Source organism: Humibacillus xanthopallidus, from assembly GCF_044793955.1.
Taxonomy (GTDB): domain Bacteria; phylum Actinomycetota; class Actinomycetes; order Actinomycetales; family Dermatophilaceae; genus Humibacillus; species Humibacillus xanthopallidus_C.
Map to the genome: position 1 here is coordinate 2718113 of NZ_CP084995.1, position 23154 is coordinate 2741266.

The 23154-nt window shown below is 71.4% G+C and carries 22 protein-coding genes; 10 read left to right on the top strand and 12 right to left on the bottom strand.

The genetic code is table 11. From position 1 onward, the window contains the following. Positions 1-8 precede the first annotated feature (8 nt). Entirely contained in the window at positions 9-908 is a 900-nt protein-coding gene (locus tag LG278_RS12105) for a DMT family transporter (RefSeq protein ID WP_404387194.1), read from the top strand. A gap of 110 nt (positions 909-1018) precedes the next feature. Here the strand turns inward: LG278_RS12105 and LG278_RS12110 are convergent, their stop codons facing one another. The 5 genes from LG278_RS12110 to LG278_RS12130 form a co-directional block, all read right to left on the bottom strand. Beyond that, a complete protein-coding gene (locus tag LG278_RS12110; protein WP_404387195.1) occupies positions 1019-2083 on the bottom strand; it encodes a threonine aldolase family protein in 1065 nt (354 codons plus the stop codon). 2 nt (positions 2084-2085) lie between these two features. Beyond that, the gene (locus tag LG278_RS12115; RefSeq protein ID WP_404387196.1) at positions 2086-3468 is read right to left on the bottom strand and encodes a class II 3-deoxy-7-phosphoheptulonate synthase; all 1383 of its coding nucleotides are present in this window, start codon (positions 3466-3468) and stop codon (positions 2086-2088) included. A gap of 232 nt (positions 3469-3700) precedes the next feature. After that, a complete protein-coding gene (locus LG278_RS12120; protein ID WP_404387197.1) occupies positions 3701-4417 on the bottom strand; it encodes a response regulator in 717 nt (238 codons plus the stop codon). Between the two features lie 350 nt (positions 4418-4767). Further along, positions 4768-5937 carry a MacS family sensor histidine kinase gene (gene macS / locus LG278_RS12125; protein ID WP_404387198.1) on the bottom strand — a complete coding sequence of 390 codons (1170 nt, stop codon included), beginning with the start codon at positions 5935-5937 and terminating at the stop codon, positions 4768-4770. 1 nt (position 5938) lies between these two features. After that, positions 5939-6871, bottom strand: a complete 933-nt coding sequence (locus LG278_RS12130) for a lysophospholipid acyltransferase family protein (protein WP_404387199.1) — start codon at positions 6869-6871, stop codon at positions 5939-5941. Between the two features lie 107 nt (positions 6872-6978). On the opposite strand from LG278_RS12130, the gene LG278_RS12135 reads away from it, so the two are divergent. Further along, entirely contained in the window at positions 6979-7683 is a 705-nt protein-coding gene (locus LG278_RS12135) for a hypothetical protein (protein WP_404387200.1), read from the top strand. Between the two features lie 42 nt (positions 7684-7725). On the opposite strand, the gene LG278_RS12140 is transcribed toward LG278_RS12135, so the two are convergent. The 3 genes from LG278_RS12140 to LG278_RS12150 are packed head-to-tail and all read right to left on the bottom strand — an operon-like array spanning position 7726 to position 9773. After that, positions 7726-8694: an ROK family glucokinase gene (locus LG278_RS12140; protein ID WP_404387201.1), complete on the bottom strand. Its 969-nt coding sequence runs from the start codon at positions 8692-8694 to the stop codon at positions 7726-7728. After that, positions 8691-9323, bottom strand: coding sequence for a hypothetical protein (locus tag LG278_RS12145; protein WP_404387202.1), 633 nt, complete (start codon positions 9321-9323; stop codon positions 8691-8693). Before LG278_RS12145 ends, LG278_RS12140 begins: the two co-directional genes overlap by 4 nt. 6 nt (positions 9324-9329) lie before the next feature. After that, a complete protein-coding gene (locus LG278_RS12150) occupies positions 9330-9773 on the bottom strand; it encodes an SRPBCC family protein (RefSeq protein ID WP_404387203.1) in 444 nt (147 codons plus the stop codon). A 229-nt stretch (positions 9774-10002) separates the two neighbouring features. Here LG278_RS12150 and LG278_RS12155 point away from each other — a divergent pair, with 229 nt between their 5' ends. Further along, positions 10003-11793: an AMP-dependent synthetase/ligase gene (locus LG278_RS12155; protein WP_404387204.1), complete on the top strand. Its 1791-nt coding sequence runs from the start codon at positions 10003-10005 to the stop codon at positions 11791-11793. Between the two features lie 10 nt (positions 11794-11803). Here the strand turns inward: LG278_RS12155 and LG278_RS12160 are convergent, their stop codons facing one another. Both LG278_RS12160 and LG278_RS12165 read right to left on the bottom strand, forming a co-directional pair. Continuing rightward, positions 11804-13246 carry a hypothetical protein gene (locus LG278_RS12160; RefSeq protein WP_404387205.1) on the bottom strand — a complete coding sequence of 481 codons (1443 nt, stop codon included), beginning with the start codon at positions 13244-13246 and terminating at the stop codon, positions 11804-11806. Positions 13247-13407: 161 nt separating this feature from the next. Continuing rightward, positions 13408-13794 (bottom strand): hypothetical protein, encoded by a 387-nt coding sequence (locus tag LG278_RS12165; RefSeq protein WP_404387206.1) that lies wholly within the window; start codon positions 13792-13794, stop codon positions 13408-13410. 123 nt (positions 13795-13917) lie between these two features. On the opposite strand from LG278_RS12165, the gene LG278_RS12170 reads away from it, so the two are divergent. Both LG278_RS12170 and LG278_RS12175 read left to right on the top strand, forming a co-directional pair. After that, positions 13918-15696, top strand: coding sequence for a DEDD exonuclease domain-containing protein (locus LG278_RS12170; protein ID WP_404387207.1), 1779 nt, complete (start codon positions 13918-13920; stop codon positions 15694-15696). Then, positions 15693-15977, top strand: a complete 285-nt coding sequence (locus LG278_RS12175) for an Lrp/AsnC family transcriptional regulator (protein ID WP_404387208.1) — start codon at positions 15693-15695, stop codon at positions 15975-15977. The genes LG278_RS12170 and LG278_RS12175 overlap by 4 nt, the downstream gene beginning before the upstream one ends. Before the next feature lie 63 nt (positions 15978-16040). Here the strand turns inward: LG278_RS12175 and trpD are convergent, their stop codons facing one another. Both trpD and LG278_RS12185 read right to left on the bottom strand, forming a co-directional pair. Then, positions 16041-17093 (bottom strand): anthranilate phosphoribosyltransferase, encoded by a 1053-nt coding sequence (gene trpD, locus LG278_RS12180; RefSeq protein ID WP_404387209.1) that lies wholly within the window; start codon positions 17091-17093, stop codon positions 16041-16043. A gap of 3 nt (positions 17094-17096) precedes the next feature. Further along, positions 17097-17558: a response regulator gene (locus LG278_RS12185; RefSeq protein ID WP_404387210.1), complete on the bottom strand. Its 462-nt coding sequence runs from the start codon at positions 17556-17558 to the stop codon at positions 17097-17099. A gap of 316 nt (positions 17559-17874) precedes the next feature. Between LG278_RS12185 and LG278_RS12190 the strand changes: the two genes are divergently transcribed. The 5 genes from LG278_RS12190 (at position 17875) to LG278_RS12210 (ending at position 22993) form a co-directional block, all read left to right on the top strand. After that, entirely contained in the window at positions 17875-18492 is a 618-nt protein-coding gene (locus LG278_RS12190; RefSeq protein WP_404387211.1) for a heme-copper oxidase subunit III, read from the top strand. Positions 18493-18597: 105 nt separating this feature from the next. Beyond that, a complete protein-coding gene (locus LG278_RS12195; RefSeq protein WP_404387212.1) occupies positions 18598-19404 on the top strand; it encodes a cytochrome c in 807 nt (268 codons plus the stop codon). A 49-nt stretch (positions 19405-19453) separates the two neighbouring features. Beyond that, positions 19454-20557 carry a Rieske 2Fe-2S domain-containing protein gene (locus tag LG278_RS12200; protein WP_404387213.1) on the top strand — a complete coding sequence of 368 codons (1104 nt, stop codon included), beginning with the start codon at positions 19454-19456 and terminating at the stop codon, positions 20555-20557. After that, entirely contained in the window at positions 20554-22323 is a 1770-nt protein-coding gene (locus LG278_RS12205) for a cytochrome bc complex cytochrome b subunit (RefSeq protein WP_404387214.1), read from the top strand. Before LG278_RS12200 ends, LG278_RS12205 begins: the two co-directional genes overlap by 4 nt. A gap of 316 nt (positions 22324-22639) precedes the next feature. Further along, positions 22640-22993 carry a metallopeptidase family protein gene (locus tag LG278_RS12210; protein WP_404387215.1) on the top strand — a complete coding sequence of 118 codons (354 nt, stop codon included), beginning with the start codon at positions 22640-22642 and terminating at the stop codon, positions 22991-22993. Positions 22994-23154: the final 161 nt, after the last annotated feature.

A 23154-nucleotide genomic window follows, 5' to 3' on the forward strand; every position in this document is an offset into this window, starting at 1 on the left:
ACCCGCCCGTGCACCACTCGGCGCAGACGCGCCTCGCCACGCTGCTGCTCGTTGCCCTGACGGCGGTCTGGGGGTCGACGTTCTTCCTCATCCACGACCTCGTCGAGACGCTGCCGCCCGTCGACTTTCTCGCGGTGCGCTTCACGATCGCCGCCGTCGTCATGGTCGTGGCGTTCTGGCGGCCGCTGCGCGCGCTGGACCAGCGCCAGGTTGCCATCGGCGTGGGGCTCGGCGTGCTCTACGGCCTCGCCCAGATCGCCCAGACCCAGGGGCTCGCGACGACACCGGCGTCGGTCTCGGGGTTCATCACCGGCACCTACGTCGTGCTGACCCCCGTCTTCACCGCGCTCATCCTGCGCGAGAAGGTCGCCGGGTCGACGTGGGCCGCGGTCGCGCTCGCGACGGTCGGGCTCGCGCTGCTCTCGCTCAACGGCTTCTCGATCGGGGTCGGCGAGGCGATCACGCTGCTCGCGGCAGCCCTCTACGCGCTGCACATCGTCGGGCTCGGCCGCTACAGCGCGAGCGAGATCGCGGTCGGGCTGTCGGTCGTGCAGATGGTCGTCATCGCCGTGCTGTGCCTCGTCGGTGCCGCTCCCGGCGGCATCGCCCTGCCGCAGGGCACCGGGCAGTGGGCGTCGGTGCTCTACATGGTCGTCTTCGCGAGCATCCTCGCGCTGTGGGCCCAGACGTGGGCGCAGGCGCACCTGCCCGCCACCCGAGCGGCGATCATCATGACGGTCGAGCCGGTCTTCGCCGCCTTCTTCGCCGTCACCCTCGGTGACGAGTCGCTGACGACGCGCATGCTGCTCGGCGGGGCCCTCGTGCTGACGGCGATGTATGCCGTCGAGATCCTGGCGCGCCGACGCCCGGGAGAGCTGCCTGCCGAAGCCCTCCACCACGAAGTCTGACCCCACCTACCCCCACACACCCCCGGTTCGAGGTGATCGCAGCACCCACGTCGGTCGCAGGATCACCTCGACCGAAACGGCGGGTGCGGGTGTCCGGCGGGTCCGGGAGGTCAGGCGGCGGCCGGGGCGGAGCGCAGCAGGCCGGTGAGCACGTCGATGGCGACGTCGGTGCCGGCATCATCGACGTCGAGGTGCCAGACGAGGCGCACGGCCCCCGGCCCGACGGCATACGTGCGCACTCCGGCGTCGAGCGCGGCGGCGACGAAGGCTGCCGACGTCCATCCGGCGGCAGCGACGTCGACGATGACGATGTTGGTCTCGACGGCCCCGACGTCGACCGCGGCAGGAGCGGCCTCGGCCATGGCCTCGGCTGCGCGGCGGGCTCGTGCATGGTCGTCGGCGAGCCGGTCGACGTTGTGGTCGAGCGCGAAAAGGCCTGCGGCAGCGAGGATCCCGGCCTGGCGCATGCCGCCACCGAAGCGCTTGCGCCAGATGCGCGACTCGGCCATCGCGTCGGCCGAGCCGACGAGCACGCTGCCGACCGGCGCACCGAGGCCCTTGCTGAGGCACACCGAGACGGTGTCGAACTCACGGCCGTAGCGCTCGAGCGGCACGCCCGAGGCGATGTGGGCGTTGCAGAGGCGCGCGCCGTCGAGGTGCATCGCGACCCCGCGCTCGCGGGTGATCGAACGGGCGCGCCGGATCTGCTCGAGCGGCTGCACGGTGCCGCCGCCGAAGTTGTGGGTGTTCTCGACGATCACGAGCGACGTGCACACCTGGTAGGGCCCGACGCCGGTGATCATCAGCGAGGCCGCGTCATCGGCCCGGAATCGACCGCGCTCCGACACCCAGGTGCGTGAGGAGATGCCCGAGAGCACGGCGGCGGCGCCGAGCTCAGCCCGCACGACGTGGGCCAGCGAGTCGCCGATGAGCTCCTCACCCGGCTTGACGTGCAGCCGCACGCCGAGCTGGTTGGCCATCGACCCCGACGGGGTGAAGAGGCCCGCCTCGTGCCCGAGCATCGCGGCGACGCGCTCCTCGAGGGCGCGCAGCGTCGGGTCCTCACCGAAGACGTCGTCGCCGACCTCGGCGCGTGCCATCGCCGCACGCATCGGCTCGGACGGGCGGGTCAGCGTGTCGCTGAGCAGGTCGGCCCGGTAGGGGCTGGTGGCCACCCTCAGGCCTGCGCGAGCATCTCGGCGACGAGGAAGGCCAGCTCGAGCGACTGCTGGTGGTTGAGGCGTGGGTCGCACACCGACTCGTAGCGCTTCTCGAGGTCGGAGTCGATGATCTTCTCCGCACCACCGAGGCACTCGGTGACGTCGTTGCCCGTCAGCTCGACGTGGATGCCGCCGGGGATGGTGCCGAGCGAGCGGTGCACCTCGAAGAAGCCCCGCACCTCCTCGACGATGTCCTCGAAGTCGCGCGTCTTGTAGCCGGAGGGGCTCTCGAAGGTGTTGCCGTGCATCGGGTCGCAGATCCACGTCACGGTGGAGCCCGAGGCCGTCACCTTGTCGACGAGGGCCGGCAGGGCGTCGCGGATCGTGCCGGCGCCCATGCGGGTGATGAAGGTGAGCCGGCCGGGCGTGCGCTGCGGGTCGACCTTGTCGATGAGCCGCAGCACCTCGTCGATGTCGGCCTTGGGGCCGAGCTTGACGCCGATCGGGTTGCTGATGCGCGAGACGAAGTCGATGTGGGCACCGTCCAGCTGACGGGTGCGCTCGCCCACCCAGACGAAGTGCGTCGAGGTGTCGTAGAGCCGACCCGACCGGGAGTCGATGCGCGTGAGGGGCCGCTCGTAGTCGAGCAGCAGGGCCTCGTGCGCGGCGTAGAACTCGACCGTGCGCATCGCGTCGAAGTCGGCTCCACACGCCGCCATGAAGCGCATCGCCTTGTCGATGTCCTTGGCGATCTTTTCGTAGCGCTGGTTGGCGGAGTTGGCGACGAAGCCGCGGTTCCAGTCGTGCACGTGCCGCAGGTCGGCGAATCCGCCTGTGGTGAAAGCGCGCACGAGGTTGAGCGTCGCGGAGCTCGCGTGGTAGGCCCGGACGAGTCGCTGCGGGTCGGGGATGCGTGCCGTCTCGTGGAAGGCGAAGTCGTTGACCATGTCGCCACGGAAGGCCGGCAGCGTCACGCCCTCGCGCGTCTCGACCGTGGAGCTGCGCGGCTTGGCGTACTGCCCGGCCATCCGGCCGATCTTGATGACGGGCACGGAGGCGCCGTAGGTGAGGACGGCCGCCATCTGCAGGATCGTCTTGATGCGGTCACGGATGTTGTCAGCCGTCGCGGACGCGAACGTCTCGGCGCAGTCGCCGCCCTGCAGTACGAACGCCTCGCCCACCGCGGCCTTGGCCATGCGGTCAGTGAGGATGTCGCACTCGCCGGCGAAGACGAGCGGCGGATAGGTCGCGAGCGTTTCGATGACCTCGGCCAGCGCGGCCGTGTCGGGCCAGTTGGGCTGCTGGGTCGCCTCGAGCTCGAAGGCGGCGGCAGTGAGGGCGGCCAGGGCCTCGGACCCGTCGGCGGGCTCGAGGCCGACATCGGCGGTGACGGCGCTCATGTTCACCCCGTCAGCGTAGTCGCCGTCAAGGGGCACCCTGCCCGAGGTCCGCATCCCGAAACCACTGCACGCGCGTGGACAGGGTGCGTCGCCGATGCCGTATGCCGCCCGCCCGGGACTTGGTGCACAGTGCCCACTCGACGCGGCGGGGGCGATGGAAACTGCCCACTCGACGCGGCGGGGGCGATGGAAACTGCCCCCTCGATGGTCGAGTGGGCAGTTTCCACCGGGGTCAGGCGCCCGGTCCGGGGTCCCCGAGGTCGAGGCCGCGCTCCATCGCGAAGCGGGCGAGCTCGACGCGGTTGTGCATCTGGAGCTTGCCGAAGATGTTCTGCACGTGGTTCTGCACCGTGCGGTGCGACAGGAAGAGCGTCGCGGCGATCTCCTTGTAGCCCATCCCCGTCGCGACGTAGCGCAGGATCTCGGTCTCGCGCTCGGTCAGCTCCGGGATCTCGCGGCCGCCCTGCTCCGGCCCCGCCGTGCGCGCCCGCCGGAACTCCCCGAGCACGAGACCGGCCAGCCCGGGGGTGAAGACCGGGTCGCCGGCAGCAGTGGCGCGCACCGCGGCGATGAACTCCTCGCGGCCGGCCGACTTCACGAGGTAGCCGAGGGCGCCCGCCTTGACGGCGTCGAGCACGTCCTTGTGGTCGCCGCTCGCCGACAGAATGAGGATGCGGGTCGCCACCCCCGCGCCCGAGAGGGCCGCGCACACCTCGGGCCCGTCGAGGCCGGGCAGGTTGAGGTCGAGCACGAGCACGTCGGGCACCAGGGCACGGGTGCGCGCCACGGCGGCACGTCCGTCGTCGGCGGTCGCGACGACCTCGAAGCCGGCATCGGCGAGGTCACGGGCCACGGCGTCGCGCCACATCGGGTGGTCGTCGGCGACGACGACGGTGATGTGCTGGTCTGCAGACTCCCGCACCTGGGACCCCTGCACCTGCTCAGTCATGACACCTCACTGCTCCCCCGCCCTCCCTGCGTACTCCCCTGGACTCTTGGCTCCCGTCCATCGTGCCCGATCCGGCACCTGTCGCGGAGCGGATTGTCGCTGCATGGATGCCCCCGGTGACCCGCCCCTTCCCGATCGACAGAGCGATCCGCGCGCTCCCTGCCCCTCGGGCACGGGCACGCAGGCGCGCGGAATCGCTCTCTCGATTGTGTGAGGCGGCCTCGGGGGTGCGCGGAATCGCTCTCTCGATCGGGTGGAGCGGCCTCGGGGGTGCGCGGAATCGCTCTCTCGATCGGGTGGAGCGGCCTCGGGGGTGCGCGGAATCGCTCTCTCGATTGGGGGGTGACGACTCAGTGACTCCCGGTGTGCGGCACCCGCAGCTCGACGGTCGTGCCGCCCGCTGCCCCGGAGCTGACGCTGGCCGTGCCGCCGAGGTCGGCGAGCCGTCCCCGGATGCTCGACGAGACGCCGAGCCGGCCCTGACCGACGGCCTCGTCGAGCCGGCCCGCGGCGACGCCGACCCCTGAGTCGCGGATGGTGACCTGCACCCCCGTGCCGTCGTCGTCGAGCAGCACCCACGCGCGGGCCCCCTCGCCGGCATGCTTTCGCACGTTGTCGACGGCGGCCTCGACGGCGGCCACCACCTCGTCGGCGACACGGCGTGGCAGCAGCACCGGCTCGGCCGGGGCGACGAGGGCGATCTCGTCGGTCTCGACGTGGGCGAGCAGACCCCGCAGGTCGGCCTCCCCCGACACGGCCCGGTCGACCTCGGAGAGATCGGCCTGGCTGACGAGCGTGCGCAGGATGCGCTCCTGCTCCCCCGCCATCGCACCCAGGGCAGCCGTCTCGCCGCCGATGTCGATCGCCCGACGGTTGATGAAGGCGAGGGTCTGCAGCACCCCGTCGTGCACGGTGCGGGCGAGCCGGTCGCGCTCGGCGCGGGCCGCCTCGAGCCGCATCGCGTGCGCGAGGGCCGCGTGGCTCGCGCGAGTGAGGTCGACGCAGTAGCCGATGCAGCCGCCGAGGAGCAGACCGAGGATGGAGTTGGTGACCGTGTTGGCCGTCGGCTCGATGACCTCGACGAAGGAGCACGCAGCGACGAGCGCCGCCGCCACCACCCCGCCACGCCACCCACGCAGCACGGCCCACCCGACGATGGCAGCGGCGGGCCAGATCGACGGGATCGTCTTGGCCCCGGAGGTGATGACCTCGGGGCTGTCGACGAGCCGGGTGGCAAGGATCGCGCTACACGCGATCACGAGCTCGATCGTGTAGGCCCGCGCCGTGCGCATGGGCCGCACGGTCTGCACGACCGTCCACCCGGCCAGGACCCCGAGGATGACGACCGCACCGGTGGGGTTGGCGATCTCCTCGCGGCGCTCCCAGGCCGACCACACGGCATACGCGAGGGCGAGGCAGCGGAAGACGTCGACCGCGCGCCACAGCCCACGCACGACGACGTGCTCGTCGAGCGGCCCGGCCGGGACGGCTCGCGACGCCCTGGGCTCGCGCCCGCTCATGTCAGGACGCGGCGACGACGGGCCCGGGGCCCTCGTCCTCGTCACGCGCGGTCCGTGCAGCCGGCGCGACGGGGGCCGCAGGCGCGGACTGCGATGCGGTCTCGTTGCCCGCGTCGCTCGCGGGGTCGACCGACTCCAGCGCCCGCTGGAGCTCTGCCGCCCGTCCCTCGGCGGCGTCGAGCGCCGCCTCGAGCTCGGGGGCGGCGGCACCGGGCTTGGTGGCCTCCTGCAGCTCCTTGGCCTTGGCCCGGGCGGCCGCGAGCAGACGGTCCTTCATCGATGTGGCATACATGTCGACGTACTCCTGGCCCGAGAGCAGCATCAGCTCGTACATGATCTCGTCGGTGATCGAGCGCAGGACGAAGCGGTCGTCCTCCATGCCCTCGTAGCGTGAGAAGTCGAGCGGCTTGCCGACGCGCACGCCGATCCGCATGATGCGCGGGATGACCTTGCCGGTGGGCTGGGCCTTGTCGGTGCCGATCATGGCGACCGGGATGACGGTGACGCGGCCCTCGAGCGCCATCCGGGCCACGCCGGTGCGCCCGCGGTAGAGGCGGCCGTCGGGCGAGCGCGTGCCCTCGGGATAGATGCCGAGCAGCTCGCCGCGGCGCAGCACCTTGAGGCCGGAGTTGAGGGCGGCGCTGCTCGCCTTGCCGCCGGAGCGGTCGACGGGCACCTGCCCGATGGCCTTGAAGAACGCTGCCGTGAGGCGGCCCTTGAAGCCGCGCCCGGTGAAGTAGTCGCTCTTGGCGAGGAAGGTCACGCGGCGTGGCACGACGAGCGGCAGGAACACCGAGTCGGAGAAGGACAGGTGGTTGGAGGCGAAGATCGCCGCCCCCTCCTCGGGGATGTTCTCCTCGCCCTCGACCCACGGCCGGAAGAGCACCCTGAGGATCGGACCGAGGACGATCGTCTTCATAAACCAGTAGAACAACCGTTGTCCACCTTCCACGTGACGGCTCGAACTCTACGACACTCGCGCGGTGTCAGGGACGCATGCGAGGATCAAGAAGTCCCGCCGCACCGCCAGGAGGATTGCCCGTGAACGACCGCGACCTCGATGCGGAGTTCCAGCGGATCGTCGCCGGCTGGGACGACGAGGCCCCCGAGCCCGTCGAGAGCCGCGAGACGCACCCCTCCCGTATGCCGTCCGGCGAGGACCCGGCCCCCGCGGGCGACGCGCCCGCCTCCACCGAGGACGCCCCGACCGACGCGCCCAAGGCCACTGGCATCAACCCGGCGCCGACGCCCTCGATCCCCTCCGGACCGGCAGCCCCCGGAGCCGCTGGTGCCACCGCGGCCGCTGGTGCCGCTGCTCCCCCAGTGGCGCCGACCGACCCCGCGGGGCCCGCGCCCACCGACATCGCCCACGGCGGCGGGCTCGGTCTGCCGATCGCCTCGACGACCTCGCACGTGTGGCGCGCCTCGACCCCGAGCGACGCCGTCGACGACGTCGATGCCCTGCTCGACGAGGCGAGCGCGGCCCGGGGCGGCGAGCCCGACGACCACTTCGTGCCACCGTCCGAGATCGACCTGCCCTCGGCCGAGACCGACCCGATGTTCTGGGCGATCGTGGGCGGCCTCGTCGGTGGCCCCCTCCTGCTGCTCTACCTGCTCTTCTTCGACCGCGACGGCAGTGGCTGGTGGGTCGTCACGGCCATCGCCATGCTCGTCGTGGGCTTCGTGCTGCTCGTGCTGCGCGGGGGCAGCGAGCGCGACCCCTTCGACGACGGCACGCGGGTCTGACGACGCCGAGCGGGTCAGGTCGAGCGGATCAGGCTGGTTGCTTCAGCGACCGGCGCGTGCGAGCTCGGCTGCTCCGATGAGGCCGGCGTCGCTGCCGAGCACGGCCCGCACGATGCTCGCCTCGGGCCGGTAGCCGCGGCCGGTGAGCTGGCGCCGGAAGGCGTCGCGCGCCGGTCCGATGAGCATCTCGTCGGCGGCGCTCACCCCGCCACCGACGACGAAGAGCCCGGGGTCGAAGGCGGCCGCGAGGTTGGCCATGCCGATGCCGAGCCACTCGCCGATGTCGGCGAGCAGCTCACGCGCGGTGGGGTCGCCGTCGCGGGCGGCCTCGGTGATGAAAGGTCCGGTCAGGGCGTTCGCGTCGCCGCCGAGTCGGGTGAGCAGGTCTGCCACGACAGGCGACCCGGCCTCGATCATGGCGCGCGCCTCGCGCACGAGAGCGTTGCCGCTGGCGTACTGCTCCCAGCACCCGCGGTTGCCGCACTCGCAGCGCACACCGCCGGGCACGACCTGCATGTGGCCGAACTCCCCGGCGATGCCGTGCCGCCCACGCTGCACCTGGCCGTCGATGATGAGCGCTCCGCCGATGCCCGTGCCGAGGGTGATGACGACGACGTGGGACTCACCCCGCGCCGCCCCGAAGCACGCCTCCGCCCAGGCGGCCGCGTTGGCGTCGTTGTCGACGGTGATCGGCAGCGAGATGCGCTGCGAGAGCGAGTCGCGCAGCGGTTCGTTGCGCCAGGACAGGTGCGGCGCGAAGACGACGGTCGCCCGGTCCTCCGCCACGAAGCCTGCGGCGCCGATGCCGACCGCGACGATGTCGGACGGGTCGGAGCGGCTCAGCAGCTCGTCGACCGCACCGACGATGGTGTCCTCGACGACCCGCGGCGAGGTGGAGCGGTGCGGCGTGTCGAAGCGCACGCGCTCGAGGATGGCGCCGCTCTCGTCGACGATGCCGCCGGCGACCTTGGTGCCGCCGATGTCGATGCCGATGGCCAGCCGACGGGTCATGTCGGGCCCTCCTGCGCGTCGTCGCGTGCCGCCTCCGGACGTGAGGTCGACGGGGGTGGTGCCGGGGTCGTGGTCGGGGTCGTGGTCGGCGTCGTCTCGCTGGGGGCTGCCGACGCGCTGGTGCGCTCCGCGCGCTCGCGCTGCGCCGTCGCGAGGTCGCGCAGGGCGGTCGCCGCGAAGCCGACGAAGTCGGCGACCCGCTCGATGGTGTCGGGGTTGACCTGCTGCACGAAGCTGATGAGCTGGCAGACCGGGCACACCTTGCAGGCCGCCGGCTCGCGGCCCCCGCACGTGCATTCCGGCGCCTGCCGGCCGTCACCGAGCGGTATGCCGCCCGGTCGGGCCCCGGTGTCCGCGTGGCCGGCGTCGTCGTGGCGGGCATCGGCGTGGCCGGCGTCCGCGTGGCCGGCGTCCGCGTGGCTGGCGCCGTGGTGGTGCCCCTCGGCGGCGCGGTCAGCAGGCGTTCGAGAGGACGCGGACGGCATACCGGAGCCGGCGCCCCAGCCGCGTCGGGAGAGCAGGTCGACGAGCAGCGCGGCCTCCTCCGCCACCGTGCGCGGCGGCTGGTCGGGGGTCGGCCCGGCCTCGTCGGGGCCGAGCGGGCCGGCCTCGTCGTTCGTCGTCGCCATGCTCGGTCAGGCCTCGACCCGCTTCTTGAGCTCCTTGAGAGCGGTGTCGACGATGACCTTCTCGGCCTTGCGCTTGAGCAGGCCGATCATCGGGATCTTGACGTCGACCGCGAGCCGGTAGGTGACCTTCGTGCCCGCGCCCTGGGCGGCCAGCGTGTAGGAGCCGTCCATCGCCTTGAGCACCTGCGCCGAGACGAGGGCCCACGAGACGACGCCCGTGCCGTCCTCCACGACGTCCCACTCGTAGTCGAGCACGTAGGTGTCCTTGATCGCGCCGGCATCGAGGGTGAACTCGACCTGGTCGGCCCAGCCGTCACCCTCCTCGGCGAGCACGCGGACGGCCTTCACCTCGCCGGCCCACTCGGGATAGGCCTCGAAGTCCGCGATGACGTCGAGCACCTCTCCGGGGGGTGCGTCGATGACGATGGAGGACTCGGTGCGATCGGCCATGCGCCGAAGGCTATCGCGTCGGTCCCCTCACGGAGTGCACCACAGGATTGCCTCCCGACGGCGCGGGCCTGCGTGCGAGGATGGGCGCGAACGCACCGCCGCCGCTGGCGTCGGGACCCCTCACGCCATCGCCGGGCGCGGCCACGCACCGTCGCCGTTGCTGGTCATCCGTCGGTGTCGCCTCCCAGCCCGCCGCATTCGCCATACCCGCCGCTCACGAGGAGTAACCGTGAAGGACAACGTCGTCGCACCGCTCGCCCCCGTCACCACCGAGGGAAGCCTTGCCGACCTGCCCGGCCGCAACGCCGCCGAGTCGCCCGCTGGCGCCGCCTTCGCCCGCAAGGGAGCCGGCGGCCAGTGGTCCCCCATCACCTGGCGCGAGTTCGCCGCCGACGTCGACGCCGTCGCCAAGGGCCTCATCGCCGAGGGTGTCGAGCCAGGCGGCCGTGTGGGCCTGATGTCACGCACCTGCTACGAGTGGACGCTCGTCGACTTCGCGGCCTGGAGCGCCGGCGCCGTCGTCGTGCCGATCTACGAGACCTCCTCCCCCGAGCAGGTGGAGTGGATCCTCTCCGACTCCGGCGCCGTCGTGGCGGTCGTCGAGACCGCAGCGCACCGTGACACCGTCGCGCTCGTCGAGACCGGGCTCCCCGACCTCAAGGATGTCGTCGTCATCGCCGACGGCGGGCTCGACGCGCTGCGCGAGAAGGGCGCCTCGGTCAGCGATGAGGAGCTCACCGCCCGCCGCGCCGGCCTCGACCGCTCCTCGCTCGCGACCATCATCTACACGTCGGGCACCACGGGACGTCCCAAGGGCTGCGAGCTGACGCACGGCAACTTCCTCGACCTCGCCGAGAACGCCACCGAGAAGCTGAGCGAGGTCGTGCGCGCCGACGGCGCTGCCACGCTGCTCTTCCTCCCGCTCGCTCACGTCTTCGCCCGCTTCATCGAGGTGCTCTGCGTCTCGGCCAAGGCCCGGATGGGCCACTCGGCTGACATCAAGACCCTCCTCGACGACTTCGCCGGCTTCCAGCCGACCTTCGTGCTCGCGGTGCCCCGCGTCTTCGAGAAGATCTACAACTCCGCCGAGGCCAAGGCGGCCGCCGAGGGCAAGGGCCGCATCTTCCTGCGGGCCGCGACCGTGGCGATCGCCTACAGCGAGGCGCTCGACGGCGATGGCCCGGGCCTGCTGCTGCGGCTGCAGCACGCGCTCTTCGACAAGCTCGTCTACGGCAAGCTGCGCGCGGCCATGGGCGGCAAGGTGCAGTACGCCGTGTCGGGCGGCGCCCCGCTCGGCACCCGCCTCGGCCACTTCTACCGCGGCATCGGCGTCATCATCCTCGAGGGCTACGGCCTCACCGAGACGACGGCGCCCGTCTGCGTCAACACCCCCGACAAGATCAAGATCGGCACCGTCGGCCCGCCGCTGCCGGGCAGCGGAGTCCGGGTGGCCGACGACGGCGAGATCCTGCTCAAGGGCATCGGCGTCTTCCGGGGCTACCACGGCAACGAGCAGGCGACGTCCGACGCGGTCGTCGACGGGTGGTTCCACACCGGTGACATCGGCGCCCTCGACGAGGACGGCTACCTGCGCATCACCGGCCGCAAGAAGGAGCTGCTCGTCACCGCGGGTGGCAAGAACGTCGCGCCGGCGGTGCTCGAGGACCGGCTCCGCTCGCACCCGCTCGTCTCGCAGTGCATCGTCGTCGGCGACCAGAAGCCCTTCATCGCCGCGCTCGTCACGATCGACGAGGAGATGTGGCCGCTCTGGGCCAAGAGCCACGGCCTCGAGGACGTCTCGATCGAGCAGGCCCGCACCCACCCGGTGGTGCTCGAGGCCCTGCAGCACGCGGTCGACCGCGCCAACCAGGCGGTGTCCAAGGCCGAGTCGATCCGCAAGTTCACCGTGCTCGAGGGCGACTTCACCGAGGCCAACGGCTACCTGACCCCCTCGCTCAAGCTCAAGCGCAACGTCGTCATGAAGGACTTCTCGGCCGACGTCGACAAGCTCTACGCCTGAGCTGCTGGGCTCACGGGCCGAGCAGTGCGGTGATCCGGCCGCGCCACTGCCTCACCAGGCTGGCGCGGTCGGTGCCGATCTGCTCGAGGGACCGGCCGGTGATCGCCTCCACGTCACCGAGGAGTGACGTCGGCATAGGCAGGGCGCCCGCCGCATCGCGATAGAGGCGCACGAGCGCCGGGGTGCCGTGCCGCTCGGCCAGCGTGCGGGCGGCGAGGAGCGAGAGCCCGTATGCCGTCTCCAGCCGTTGCGTCGCCGGGTCGAAGTCCGCATCGGCGGGCAGGTCTGCCGGCAGCCCGCTTCCGCGCACGAGGTCGAGGGCCGGCGCGACGACGTCGCGCTCGGCGAGTGGCACGGACCGGTAGGCGACGAACTCGGCGAATCCCTCGGACAGCCAGTTGGGCACCGGGCGCGTCGTGGAGGCGCGCACCGTCGCGTGGGTCAGCTCATGGGTGAGCACGACGTCACGCCCGGCCCCGGAGAGGCCGGCCCACGGCTGTGGCACGACGACGATGCGGTCGGCTCCCGCCGGCTCGCCCGTCCGGAGCGGGCCGTCGGTGACGGCGGCCACGCCGGTCATGGCTGCGGCACCGCGGCCGAGCAGGCGGGCCGCATCGGCGTCCGTGCCCGGGGCGACCCACACCGCAGGCTCGGCGCGCCCCCACACCGAGGCGACACGGCCGGCTGAGGTGGTGACGCGCCGCGCGAGGTCGGAGACGTCGGCGTCGGAGCCCACGACGAGGAGCAGGGCAGCGGTGGTGCGCCTGACCCGGAGACCCTCGAGGTCCCAGGGTTGCGGACGGTCTGCCGGCGCCCAGGCCCGGATCAGTGGCACGGCGGCGTCGGGGTCGGCGGGGCCGGTGGGGTCGACACTGAGGGTCAGGTCGACGGTGAAGGTGCGGGGCGCGCGGTCGAACCCGTCGAGGCGGTAGGTGCCGGTGACCCGCGCCCGCCACGCGCCGTCCTCGGCTTCCGGTCCCTGGATCGCGGCGGCGGTCGGGGTGATCGGGGTCGTGGCGGTGGTCGAAGTCGTCGCGGCGCTCGGTGTCGGGCCGGTCGTCGCGCCGGGATCGAGGTCCACCGAGACGACGCGCAGGTCGGTGACGTCCATCGCCCGCATCCGGTCGAAGACCCTGCCCTGAGCCGCGCGTTCTGTCTGGCTGACCTCGGGGGCGAGGGGTGCGAGCCATGCGTCACGGTCGCCCTGCTCGATCGCACGGAGCCGGGACTCCACCAGCGCGGTGAGCGCCTCCACGCGGCGCAGGCTGCTCTGCTCGGTTCCCGTCGCCCCGGGAGCGGTGCCGCTGGTGGCGGTGGCCCCCGCAGGGGCCGCTGTCGCGGCGGCCGCCGGCCCGTCAACGGCGGGTGACAGGGTGCAGCCGGTCAGCACCGGCGATGCGGCAGACACTGCAGCGACGGCCAGCGCGGTGAGCACGAGCCGGCGGTGAGACACCCCGTCATGGTGACACGCGACCGCGCGATCCCGGACCGGACCATGGGGCGGGACGGTCGGCCCCGCGAGGACAGAGAGTCGGCCGGACAGCTGGGCCGGACGGGTGGGCCGGACGAATGGACCGGACGGGTGGGTCGGACGGGTGGGCCGGATGAGGCGGCTCAGCCGGCCGCGCGTGAGGACCGGGCCGACCGGGAGGGGCCGGACGCTCGGGTCGAGCCTGCCGAGCCGGTCGCGCCGGTCGAGCGGGGGTGGGCCTGATGCCACGCGCCCGCGGCAGCGGTCTGCCCCACCTCGCTCGGCAGGGCACGGGCCGCGTTGGCCTCCGCGACGGAGACGAGTCCCGCGCCGAGCAGGACCGAGACCGCATGGCGCTCGGCGCGGTCGAGCGCGAGGCCGACCGGAGCGTCACCGGCGCCAACCGCTTCGGCAAGGACGGGAGGTGGCGTCTCGTGGGCGGGGTGGGGCACGGTCAACAGCGCGGTCACCATGCAGTCCGCGCAGCGGACGTGCCGCACCGGGCAGGTGTTGCAGTCGACGAGCATCATCCTGGGCACCTCTTCACGTCTCGTTGCGATCTGTCGTGAACGACGCTAGGACCGACCACCGACACTCCCCCTCGCCCGCCGCGCCTTCCCGGCGTTGTCGGCACCCCGGCATACGGTCGGGGCATGCAGGCGATCCAGTCGACGTTCGATGACCTCGGCACCTCCCTCGCCGACGTCACCTTCGTCGTGGTCGACCTCGAGACGACCGGAGGTGCGCCCGCCGAGTGCGGCATCACCGAGATCGGTGCGGTCAAGGTGCGCGGGGGTGAGCCCCTCGGCGAGTTCCAGACCCTCGTCAACCCCGGCGAGCCGATCCCTGCCTTCATCTCGGTGCTCACGGGCATCACCGACGGCATGGTGCGCGATGCCCCTCGCATCGAGACGGCGCTTCCCGCCTTCCTCGAGTTCGCGGCCGGCAGCGTGCTCGTCGCCCACAACGCCGGCTTCGACATCGGCTTCCTCAAGGCGGCTGCTGCGCGCACCGGCACGACCTGGCCGGGCTTTGCCGTGCTCGACACCCTTCAGCTCGCTCGCCAGCTCGTCGTCCGCGACGAGACCCCCAACCACCGCCTCGGCTCCCTGGCACAGGTCTTCGGGGCGACGACGACCCCCGACCACCGCGCGCTGCATGACGCCCGGGCGACGGTCGACGTGCTCCACGGGCTCATCGAGCGGGTCGGCAATCTCGGCGTGCGCACGCTCGAGGAGCTCGCGAGCTACAGCTCACGTGTCACGCCGACGCAGCGGCGCAAGCGCTTCCTCGCCGACCCGCTGCCGCACGCGCCGGGGGTCTACCTCTTCAAGGACGGCAAGGGCCGCGTGCTCTACGTCGGCACGAGCCGCGACATCCGCACCCGGGTCCGCTCCTACTTCACCGCCTCCGAGCAGCGCAGCCGCATGGCCGAGATGGTGCGCCTCGCAGAGGTCGTGCACCCCGTCCTGTGCCAGTCCCCGCTCGAGGCCCAGGTGCGCGAGCTGCGACTCATCGACGAGCACAAGCCCCGCTTCAACCGGAAGTCCAAGGACGGCCGCAAGACGATGTGGGTCAAGCTGACCAACGAGCGCTTCCCGCGGCTGTCCATCGTCAAGCAGGTGCGCGACGACGACGCCCACTACATCGGCCCGTTCCGCTCCCGCCTCACGGCCCAGTCCGCGGTCGACGCCGTGCACGAGGTCGTGCCGCTGCGTCAGTGCACCGGCCGCCTCTCCGGCCGTTCGTCGGCCTGCGCCCTCGCCGACATGGGTCGGTGCGGGGCGCCGTGCACGGGCGCGCAGTCGGAGGGCGACTACGCCATCGTCGTCGCCGAGTGCGCGGCCATCTTCAGCGGCAACGCCCGGCCCGGCGCGGAGCTGCTGCGCGCTCGACTCGAGGAGCTCGCGTCATCCGAGCGCTTCGAGGACGCCGCCCGGGTCCGCGACCGCTTCCTCCAGCTCGTGCGCGGTGCCGCCCGGGCCCAGCGGCTGGCCCCGCTGACCCGCTCCTCCGAGATCATCGCCGCCAAACGGGGCGACCACGGCGGATGGGAGCTCGTCAGCATCCGGCACGGCCGCCTCGCGGGCACCGCGGTCAGCCCCCGTGGAGCCGACCCGATGGTCTACGTCCGGAGCCTGCAGGCCACGGCCGAGGTCGTCGCCCCGCCCACGCCCGACCGGCCGTCGGCCCTCGTCGAGGAGACCGAGATCCTGCTCCGGTGGCTCGAGGGGCCGGGGGTGCGCATCGTCGAGCTCGACGGCACGTGGACCTGCCCGGTCGGCGGCGCCGGATCCGTGCGCCACGAGCTCGAGCCGGCCGTCGCCTCCGCCCGCGAGGTCATCGGTTTCGACCGCGACGTGCCAGCGGCGCGGCGTGCGTCATCGGGTCTGCGGCGGCCTGACGGGGGCCGGGCTAGGGTGTCCTCGTGATCACCGCCATCGTCATGATCAGCTGCGAGGTCGACCGGATCCCCGAGGTCGCCGAGGAGATCGCCAACATCCCCGCCGTGTCGGAGGTCTACTCCGTCACCGGCGACGCCGACCTCATCGCGATGGTCCGGGTCCGCTCGCACGACGAGTTCGCCGACGTCATCGCCGACCGCCTCAACAAGGTATCCGGTGTGGTCGGCACGTCGACGCACATCGCGTTCCGCACCTACTCGGCGCACGACCTCGAGGCCGCCTTCAGCCTCGGCCTCGACGGCGACTGACCCCACCACCACCCTCGGTGGCCTCCCGGCCCCACGCCCCACACCCTCGAGCGGGGGTTGGGGTCAGGCGCGGGTGGCTGCCACCCAGCGGTCGACCGCTGACGTCGCGGCACCCGAGTCGATCGCCACGGCGGCCAGCGCCATCGCCTCGCGCACGTCGTCGTGGAAGGCGGCGTCGTCCGAGCCGCTGTCGGCTCGGGTGAGCGCCAGGGCGATGCCGGCGTTGAGGAGCACCGCATCACGCACGGCGCCGCCGGCACCGGCGAAGGTGTCACGAACGACCTGGGCGTTGTGAGCGGCGTCGCCGCCCCTCAGCGCCTCGATGGGGTGCAGCTCGAGGCCGAGCCTCGTCGGGTCGAGCAACCGGTCCGTCACCTGGCCGTCGCGCACCCACCACACCGACGAGGTCGTCGACACGGTGATCTCGTCGAGGCCGTCGTCCCCGCGGAAGACCGCAGCATCGCGGCCACGGCTGGCGAAGACCCCGGCCAGCAGCGGCGCCATGCGGGCGTCCGCGCAGCCGACCGCGGCATACGTCGGCTGGGCCGGGTTGGTCAGCGGGCCGAGGAAGTTGAAGGCCGTGCCGATGCCGAGCTCGCGGCGGGGCACCGCCGTGTGTCGGAAGGACGGATGGAAGGTCTGGGCGAAGCAGAACGTGATGCCCGCCTCGCGAGCGACCTCGACGACCCGCTCGGGCGGCAGTGACAGGTCGATGCCGAGCGCCTCGAGCACGTCGGCGCTGCCCGAGGACGATGAAGCCGCCCGGTTGCCGTGCTTGATGACGCGGACCCCAGCGGCCGCGGCGACGATCGAGGACATCGTCGAGATGTTGACGGTGTGGGCTCGGTCGCCGCCGGTGCCCACGATGTCGAGACTCGGCCCCTCCACCTCGATGCGGTGGGCGTGCGAGAGCATCACCTCGGCGAGCCCGTGCATCTCGTCGACGCTCTCGCCCTTGGAGCGCAGCCCGATGAGGAAGCCGGCGATCTGGCTCGGCGTCGCCTCCCCCGCCATGATGCGGTCCATCGCCCAGGCGGTCGTGGCGCGGTCGAGGTCACGACCTGCGATGAGCTCCGAGAGGAGCGAGGGCCAGGTGCGCTCGACGTCGGTCGCCATGCGTCAGGCCGCGGGAACGCCCGAGCGCGCCAGCGTCGTGATGGCCGACGTGAGCGCGATCGGGTCGAGCGGGTGCGGCACCGCGAGGTCGGCCTGCGACCAGGCCGCGAGCCAGCTGTCCTGTGGCCGGCCCGTCAGCACGATGATCGGCGGGCAGTTGAAGATCTCGTTCTTCAGCTGGCGAGCCAGACCGAGGCCGCCGACCTTGGCGGCCTCACCGTCGAGCACGAGGATGTCGAAGCGCTCGTGGTCGACCGTGCTGATGACCGCGTCGGCCGTGGCGCACTCGTGCCACCGGACGACCTCGACGTCCTTGGCGGGACGCCGGCCGACCGCCGCGCGCACGGCGTCGCGCGTGGTGAAGTCGTCGCTGTAGAGCAGCACCGACACCTGGATCAGCGGCTGGGGCTGCGAACCCGCCGTCGTGAGCTCCGTCGAGGTCGCGCTGTGGTTCGAGGCGGTCATGCGAACGATGCTACCGGCCCCGGGGTCCCGCGTTGCGGCGACCTCCCGCTCGTGGTCGCCCCGTCATCAGGACACCTCCGCGACACCCCTCCGGGGCGCGACCGGGCGCCCGAGCGAGGGGGCCTGTGTGACGGCACCGGACGGCATACGGCAGCATCTGCGGTGCGTGACCGCGCTGCGTGTCGGAATGGTCACGAATGCTCGACACGCGATCAACAAACCGCTCCAATCGGGGGGGTCACTCGCGCAGGCGGAGAGGAATGTGGGAATAATGGCCAACGTGGCGACAGCATCAGCAGTTCCTTCCAGTGCAGTGATGAACCCTGCGGCTCACGGACCGGCGACCCGGCCCAACATGGTTGCCGTGGGCACCATCGTGTGGCTGTCCTCCGAGCTGATGTTCTTCGCCGGTCTCTTCGCCGTCTACTTCCAGCTCCGCTCGGTGCGCGCCGACCTCTGGAGCGAGCAGACCGCCAAGCTCAACATCGTCTTCGCGAGCATCAACTGCCTCGTGCTCGTCATCTCCTCCGTCTGGTGCCAGCTCGGCGTCTGGAAGGCCGAGCGCGGCCAGAAGGCCCGCACCGGCAAGCTCTGGGACGTCAAGGGCTGGGGCATGCGTGAGTGGTACGTCCTGACCTACCTCTTCGGCGCGTTCTTTATCGCCGGCCAGGTCATGGAGTACGCCGAGCTCGTCCACGAGAACGTCACCCTCAGCTCCGACGCCTACGGCTCGGTCTTCTACATGGCGACCGGCTTCCACGGACTGCACGTCACCGGCGGGCTCATCGCCTTCCTGCTCATCATCGCCCGCACGTTCACGACCCGGCGCTACACCCACGCCAACGCCACCGGCGCGGTCGTGACCTCCTACTACTGGCACTTCGTCGACGTGGTGTGGATCGCGCTGTTCGCGACGATCTACATCCTGCGCTGACGTCGCGATGACCGCCCCGCCTCGCCCGCTCGCCGCCGCAACCCTGGGCACGATCCACCGCCCGATCGACCGACCGCAGATCACCTTGGACGACAGGACCGCACCGTGAACGCCTTGGCCGCCCGACGCCGACACCCCGCCGCGATCGCGGTGCTGCTGCTGCTCGGTCTGCTCGTGACCGGAGGCGCGTACTCCTTCTTCGCCCCCAAGGACGCCAACGCAGCGCCCACGGTCTCGGCTGACGCCGTGCAGGACGGCAAAAACCTCTTCATAGCCAACTGCGCGAGCTGCCACGGCGTCAACGCCGAGGGCACGAAGTCCGGCCCCAGCCTCGTCGGGGTCGGCGCCGCCTCCGTGGACTTCCAGGTGAGCACGGGCCGTATGCCGCTCGCCGGGCCCAACGTGCAGGCGCCCGTCAACAAGGTGAAGTTCGACGAGACCGAGATCGCTGCCCTGGCCGCCTTTGTCGCCTCCCTGGGCCCCGGCCCCGGCATCCCCGAAGAGAAGTGGACGACCGTCCTCGAGCCGGGCACCCCCGAGAACAACCGCGCGATCGCGACCGGCGGCGAGATCTACCGCGTCAACTGCGCCATGTGCCACAACTTCGCCGGCGCCGGTGGCGCCCTGACCCGTGGCAAGTACGCCCCCGCCCTCGACCAGGCGACGCCCCGCCAGATCTACGAAGCCATGGTCACCGGCCCGCAGTCGATGCCCGTCTTCAACGACCGCAACATCTCGCCCGAGGGCAAGCAGCAGGTCATCTCCTACCTCGCCGCCCAGCAGAACCAGACCAACGTCGGTGGCTACAGCCTCGGCAACCTCGGTCCGGTCTCCGAGGGCCTCTTCGCCTGGGTCTTCGGGCTCGGCATCCTCATCGCGGGTTCGGTGTGGCTCGGCAAGAAGGCTGCATGAGCGCCCCGCGGCTGCTTCGGATCACGACTGACGACAGGACCAGGACCCGATGAACGAGAACGAGACGACGACACCCGGCGAGAGCGGCGTGCTCGTCTCCGCCACCCAGGGTGGCGCAGTCGAGCAGTCTCACGGCGAGGCCGTCGACCGCTTCGAGAACCCGGGTCTGCCGCCCCACGTGCACCGGCTTGCCGATGACGACGAGAGGGCCGCCAAGCGGGCGGAGCGTCAGGTCGCGACGATGTTCGGCCTCTCGATGCTGGGCGCGCTCGTCTTCCTCGTCGCCTACTTCGTCGTGCCCGACGAGGCGACCTTCTACTTCCCCGGTATCGGCATCGCGAGCACCCAGAACATCGTGCTCGGCCTCTCGCTCGGCATCTCGATCCTGATGATCGGTCTCGGCGCGGTGCACTGGGCCAAGACCCTGATGCCCGACACCGAGATGGTCGAGGAGCGCCACGAGCAGGCCTCGTCGCCCGCCGAGCGGGCCAAGGCGGTCGCCGCCGTCACCAACGGCGCCACCGTCGCCCAGCTGCCTCGTCGGCCGCTCATCAAGTACACCCTCGGCGGCGCCCTGGGACTCTTCGCCCTGCCGCTCGGCCTGCAGGTCGCCGGCTCGCTCGGCCCGACCGACGTCGAGGAGCTCAAGCACACCATCTGGGACCTCTCGGCCAACGACGGCAAGCCGATCCGGCTCATGCGCGACCCCGAGATGACGCCGATCAAGCTCGAGGACGTCACCAACGGCTCGGTCTTCCACGTGATGCCCGAGACGCTGCAGAAGTACATCGACGAGGGCAAGCACGTCCTCGAGGAGAAGGCCAAGGCGGCCGTCATCCTGATCCGTCTCGACCCCAACCTCATCAAGGTCCAGAAGGCCCGTGACTGGGGCGTCGACGGGGTCGTGGCCTACTCCAAGATCTGCACCCACGTCGGGTGTGCCGTCGGTCTCTACGAGCAGCAGACCCACCATCTGCTCTGCCCCTGCCACCAGTCGACGTTCGACCTCACCGAGGACTGCACCGTCATCTTCGGTCCGGCCAAGCGTGCGCTGCCGCAGCTCAAGATCCAAGTCGACGACGCGGGCTACCTCGTCGCCACGCAAGGGTTCGACCAGCCGGTCGGACCGAGTTTCTGGGAGCGTTTGCGATGACGACCATCAACGAGAGCCGTCCGGCAGAAGGCCTGCGGGCCGACGACCGTCGCGACGAGGAGCGGCACGACTCGACCAAGCCTCTCGGCGGCATCGCCGGCTGGGTCGACGACCGCACCGGCGCGGCCAAGGGTGCGTCCGTCCTGCTCAAGAAGGTCTTCCCCGACCACTGGTCGTTCATGCTCGGCGAGATCGCGATGTACTCGATGATCGTCTGCCTGCTGACCGGCGCGTTCCTGACGTTCTGGTTCGTGCCGAGCCAGAGCCTCATCGTCTACGACGGCTCCTACATCCCGCTCCAGGGCGTCCTCGTCTCGGATGCCTACAGTTCGACCCTCGACATCTCGTTCGACATCCGCGGCGGCCTGCTCATGCGGCAGATCCACCACTGGGGAGCCCTGATCTTCATCGTCGCGGTCTTCGCGCACATGGCTCGGGTCTTCTTCACGGGCGCCTTCCGCAAGCCGCGTGAGATCAACTGGGTCTTCGGCACGATCCTGTCGATGCTCGCCTGCATCGAGGGCTTCGCCGGCTACTCGCTCCCCGACGACCTGCTGTCGGGCACCGGCATCCGCGCGATGAACGGCTTCGTCCAGTCGATCCCGGTCGTCGGGTCCTACGTGTCGTACTTCCTCTTCGGCGGGGCCTTCCCCGGCGAGGCCATCGTGCCCCGGCTCTACTCCGTGCACATCCTGCTCGTGCCGGCGATCCTCGTCGGCCTGTTCACGGCGCACATCCTGCTGGTCTTCGTGCACAAGCACACGCAGTACCCCGGACCGGGTCGCACCAACAACAACGTCGTCGGCTACCCGCTGATGCCGGTCTACATCGCCAAGGCCGGCGGCTTCTTCTTCATGGTCTTCGGCGTCATCACGTTGATCTCGGCCCTCTTCACGATCAACCCGATCTGGGCCTACGGACCCTACGACCCCTCCCCCGTGACGGCCGGCTCCCAGCCGGACTGGTACATGGGCTTCGCGGACGGCGCGCTGCGCCTGCTGCCGGGGTGGTTCGAGTTCGTCTCGTGGGGCGACTTCACGTGGAGCATGAACATCTTCCCGGGCTCGATCCTGCTGCTCCCCGTCATGTGGGGCATTATCGGCGCCTACCCGTTCGTCGAGGCCTGGGTGACCGGCGACAAGCGCGAGCACCACCTGCTCGACCGCCCGCGCAACGCCCCGACGCGCACCGCCATCGGCGTGGCCGGCATCGTGATGTATTGCGTGCTCTTCTTCGCGGCCGGCAACGACCTCATCGCGATCAAGCTCCACCTGTCGATCAACGACATCACGATCGCCCTGCGCACGCTGTTCTTCGTCGGCCCGCCCATCGCCTTCTGGATCACCAAGCGCATCTGCCTCAGCCTCCAGCGGGCCGATCGCCAGAAGGTGCTCCACGGCCGCGAGACGGGCACGATCTGGCGCTACCCCGACGGGCGGTTCGAGGAGATCCACGCGCCGCTCACGCCGGAGGAGCGTTGGCCGCTCGTGCAGCACGAGGTGCCCGAAGCGCTGCAGATCAGCGGCGAGAAGGACGCGAACGGCGTCGACAGCCCGATCGCCCGCAAGGAGCGCCTGCGCGCCAAGCTGTCGCACTTCTACTTCGTCGACCGGGTCGGCCCGGTGACGCCGTCGGAGCTCGCGGCTGCTCACCACGAGCACGACGAGTCGCACGCGGCCCTGCCCGCCGGTGAGCACGAGGCCGTCGAGTCCTCCGGTGCCGGGGCCGAGCGCGAGTCGATCAAGGCCGACAAGCGACTCGACTGAGACGCGTCAGCGAGAGGCCCGCCCCACCACGGGGCGGGCCTCTCGTGCGTTCCCATGGCATCGGGCCGTCGACGCCCCTCGACCCAGGGACGTCGACAACCGCGGCGCTGGGAGTCCCTGCGGCCGGAGACGGCCGCACAGCGGCGCTGAGGCCGCGCTGAGGCGCGCTCAGCGGCGCTCAGCGCCCACGGGACTCCCCTCAGGCGGGTCGGCTGACGTCGGTCGGCGCACCAGGGCCCGGGTGCGGTCCGCGGCAGGGAGCAGACCGGGTGCGGCCCCACCCGGCCGTCGTCGAGCTCGTGGGAGACTCGTGAGCATGCACCGCCTCAGTGACGCCGAGTTCGAGCAGGCCGTCGGCGATGCCCTCGACTCCATCCCCCCGGAGCTGGCTCGGGCGATGAGCAACGTCGTCGTCCTCGTCGAGCCCGAGCCGCCTGAGGATGACCCTGACCTGCTGGGCGTCTACGACGGCGTGCCGCTCACCGAGCGCGACGGCTGGTGGGAGGCCGGCTCGCTCCCTGACCGGATCACGATCTTCCAGGGCCCCCTCGAGCGCTTCTGCGACTCCCCCGAGCAGCTCCGTGAGGAGATCGCGGTCACCGTCGTGCACGAGATCGCCCACCACTTCGGCATCTCGGACGAGCAGCTGCACGACCTCGGCTGGGGCTGAGCCGCGGCGCGGCCCGTCTCGCCGACGGGACACTTCCTGTCCCCGGGGAGGCCTCACCCCTTTACGCAGCCCCAGAACCGGCCTACCGTCGAAACACCGATAGATCGATCGGACGGAGGTGCCCCCAGATGTTCTCTCCAGCACGATCGCACCGCAGGCCC

Excerpts from the sequence above, each read along its gene's own strand:
- LG278_RS12115 (WP_404387196.1), bottom strand. The coding sequence starts at position 3,468 with ATGAGCGCCGTCACCGCCGATGTCGGCCTCGAGCCCGCCGACGGGTCC.
- LG278_RS12120 (WP_404387197.1), bottom strand. The coding sequence starts at position 4,417 with ATGACTGAGCAGGTGCAGGGGTCCCAGGTGCGGGAGTCTGCAGACCAG.
- macS (WP_404387198.1), bottom strand. The coding sequence starts at position 5,937 with ATGAGCGGGCGCGAGCCCAGGGCGTCGCGAGCCGTCCCGGCCGGGCCG.
- LG278_RS12140 (WP_404387201.1), bottom strand. The coding sequence starts at position 8,694 with ATGACCCGTCGGCTGGCCATCGGCATCGACATCGGCGGCACCAAGGTC.
- LG278_RS12145 (WP_404387202.1), bottom strand. The coding sequence starts at position 9,323 with ATGGCGACGACGAACGACGAGGCCGGCCCGCTCGGCCCCGACGAGGCC.
- LG278_RS12150 (WP_404387203.1), bottom strand. The coding sequence starts at position 9,773 with ATGGCCGATCGCACCGAGTCCTCCATCGTCATCGACGCACCCCCCGGA.
- LG278_RS12165 (WP_404387206.1), bottom strand. The coding sequence starts at position 13,794 with ATGATGCTCGTCGACTGCAACACCTGCCCGGTGCGGCACGTCCGCTGC.
- LG278_RS12170 (WP_404387207.1), top strand. The coding sequence starts at position 13,918 with ATGCAGGCGATCCAGTCGACGTTCGATGACCTCGGCACCTCCCTCGCC.
- trpD (WP_404387209.1), bottom strand. The coding sequence starts at position 17,093 with ATGGCGACCGACGTCGAGCGCACCTGGCCCTCGCTCCTCTCGGAGCTC.
- LG278_RS12185 (WP_404387210.1), bottom strand. The coding sequence starts at position 17,558 with ATGACCGCCTCGAACCACAGCGCGACCTCGACGGAGCTCACGACGGCG.
- LG278_RS12190 (WP_404387211.1), top strand. The coding sequence starts at position 17,875 with ATGAACCCTGCGGCTCACGGACCGGCGACCCGGCCCAACATGGTTGCC.
- LG278_RS12200 (WP_404387213.1), top strand. The coding sequence starts at position 19,454 with ATGAACGAGAACGAGACGACGACACCCGGCGAGAGCGGCGTGCTCGTC.
- LG278_RS12205 (WP_404387214.1), top strand. The coding sequence starts at position 20,554 with ATGACGACCATCAACGAGAGCCGTCCGGCAGAAGGCCTGCGGGCCGAC.
- LG278_RS12210 (WP_404387215.1), top strand. The coding sequence starts at position 22,640 with ATGCACCGCCTCAGTGACGCCGAGTTCGAGCAGGCCGTCGGCGATGCC.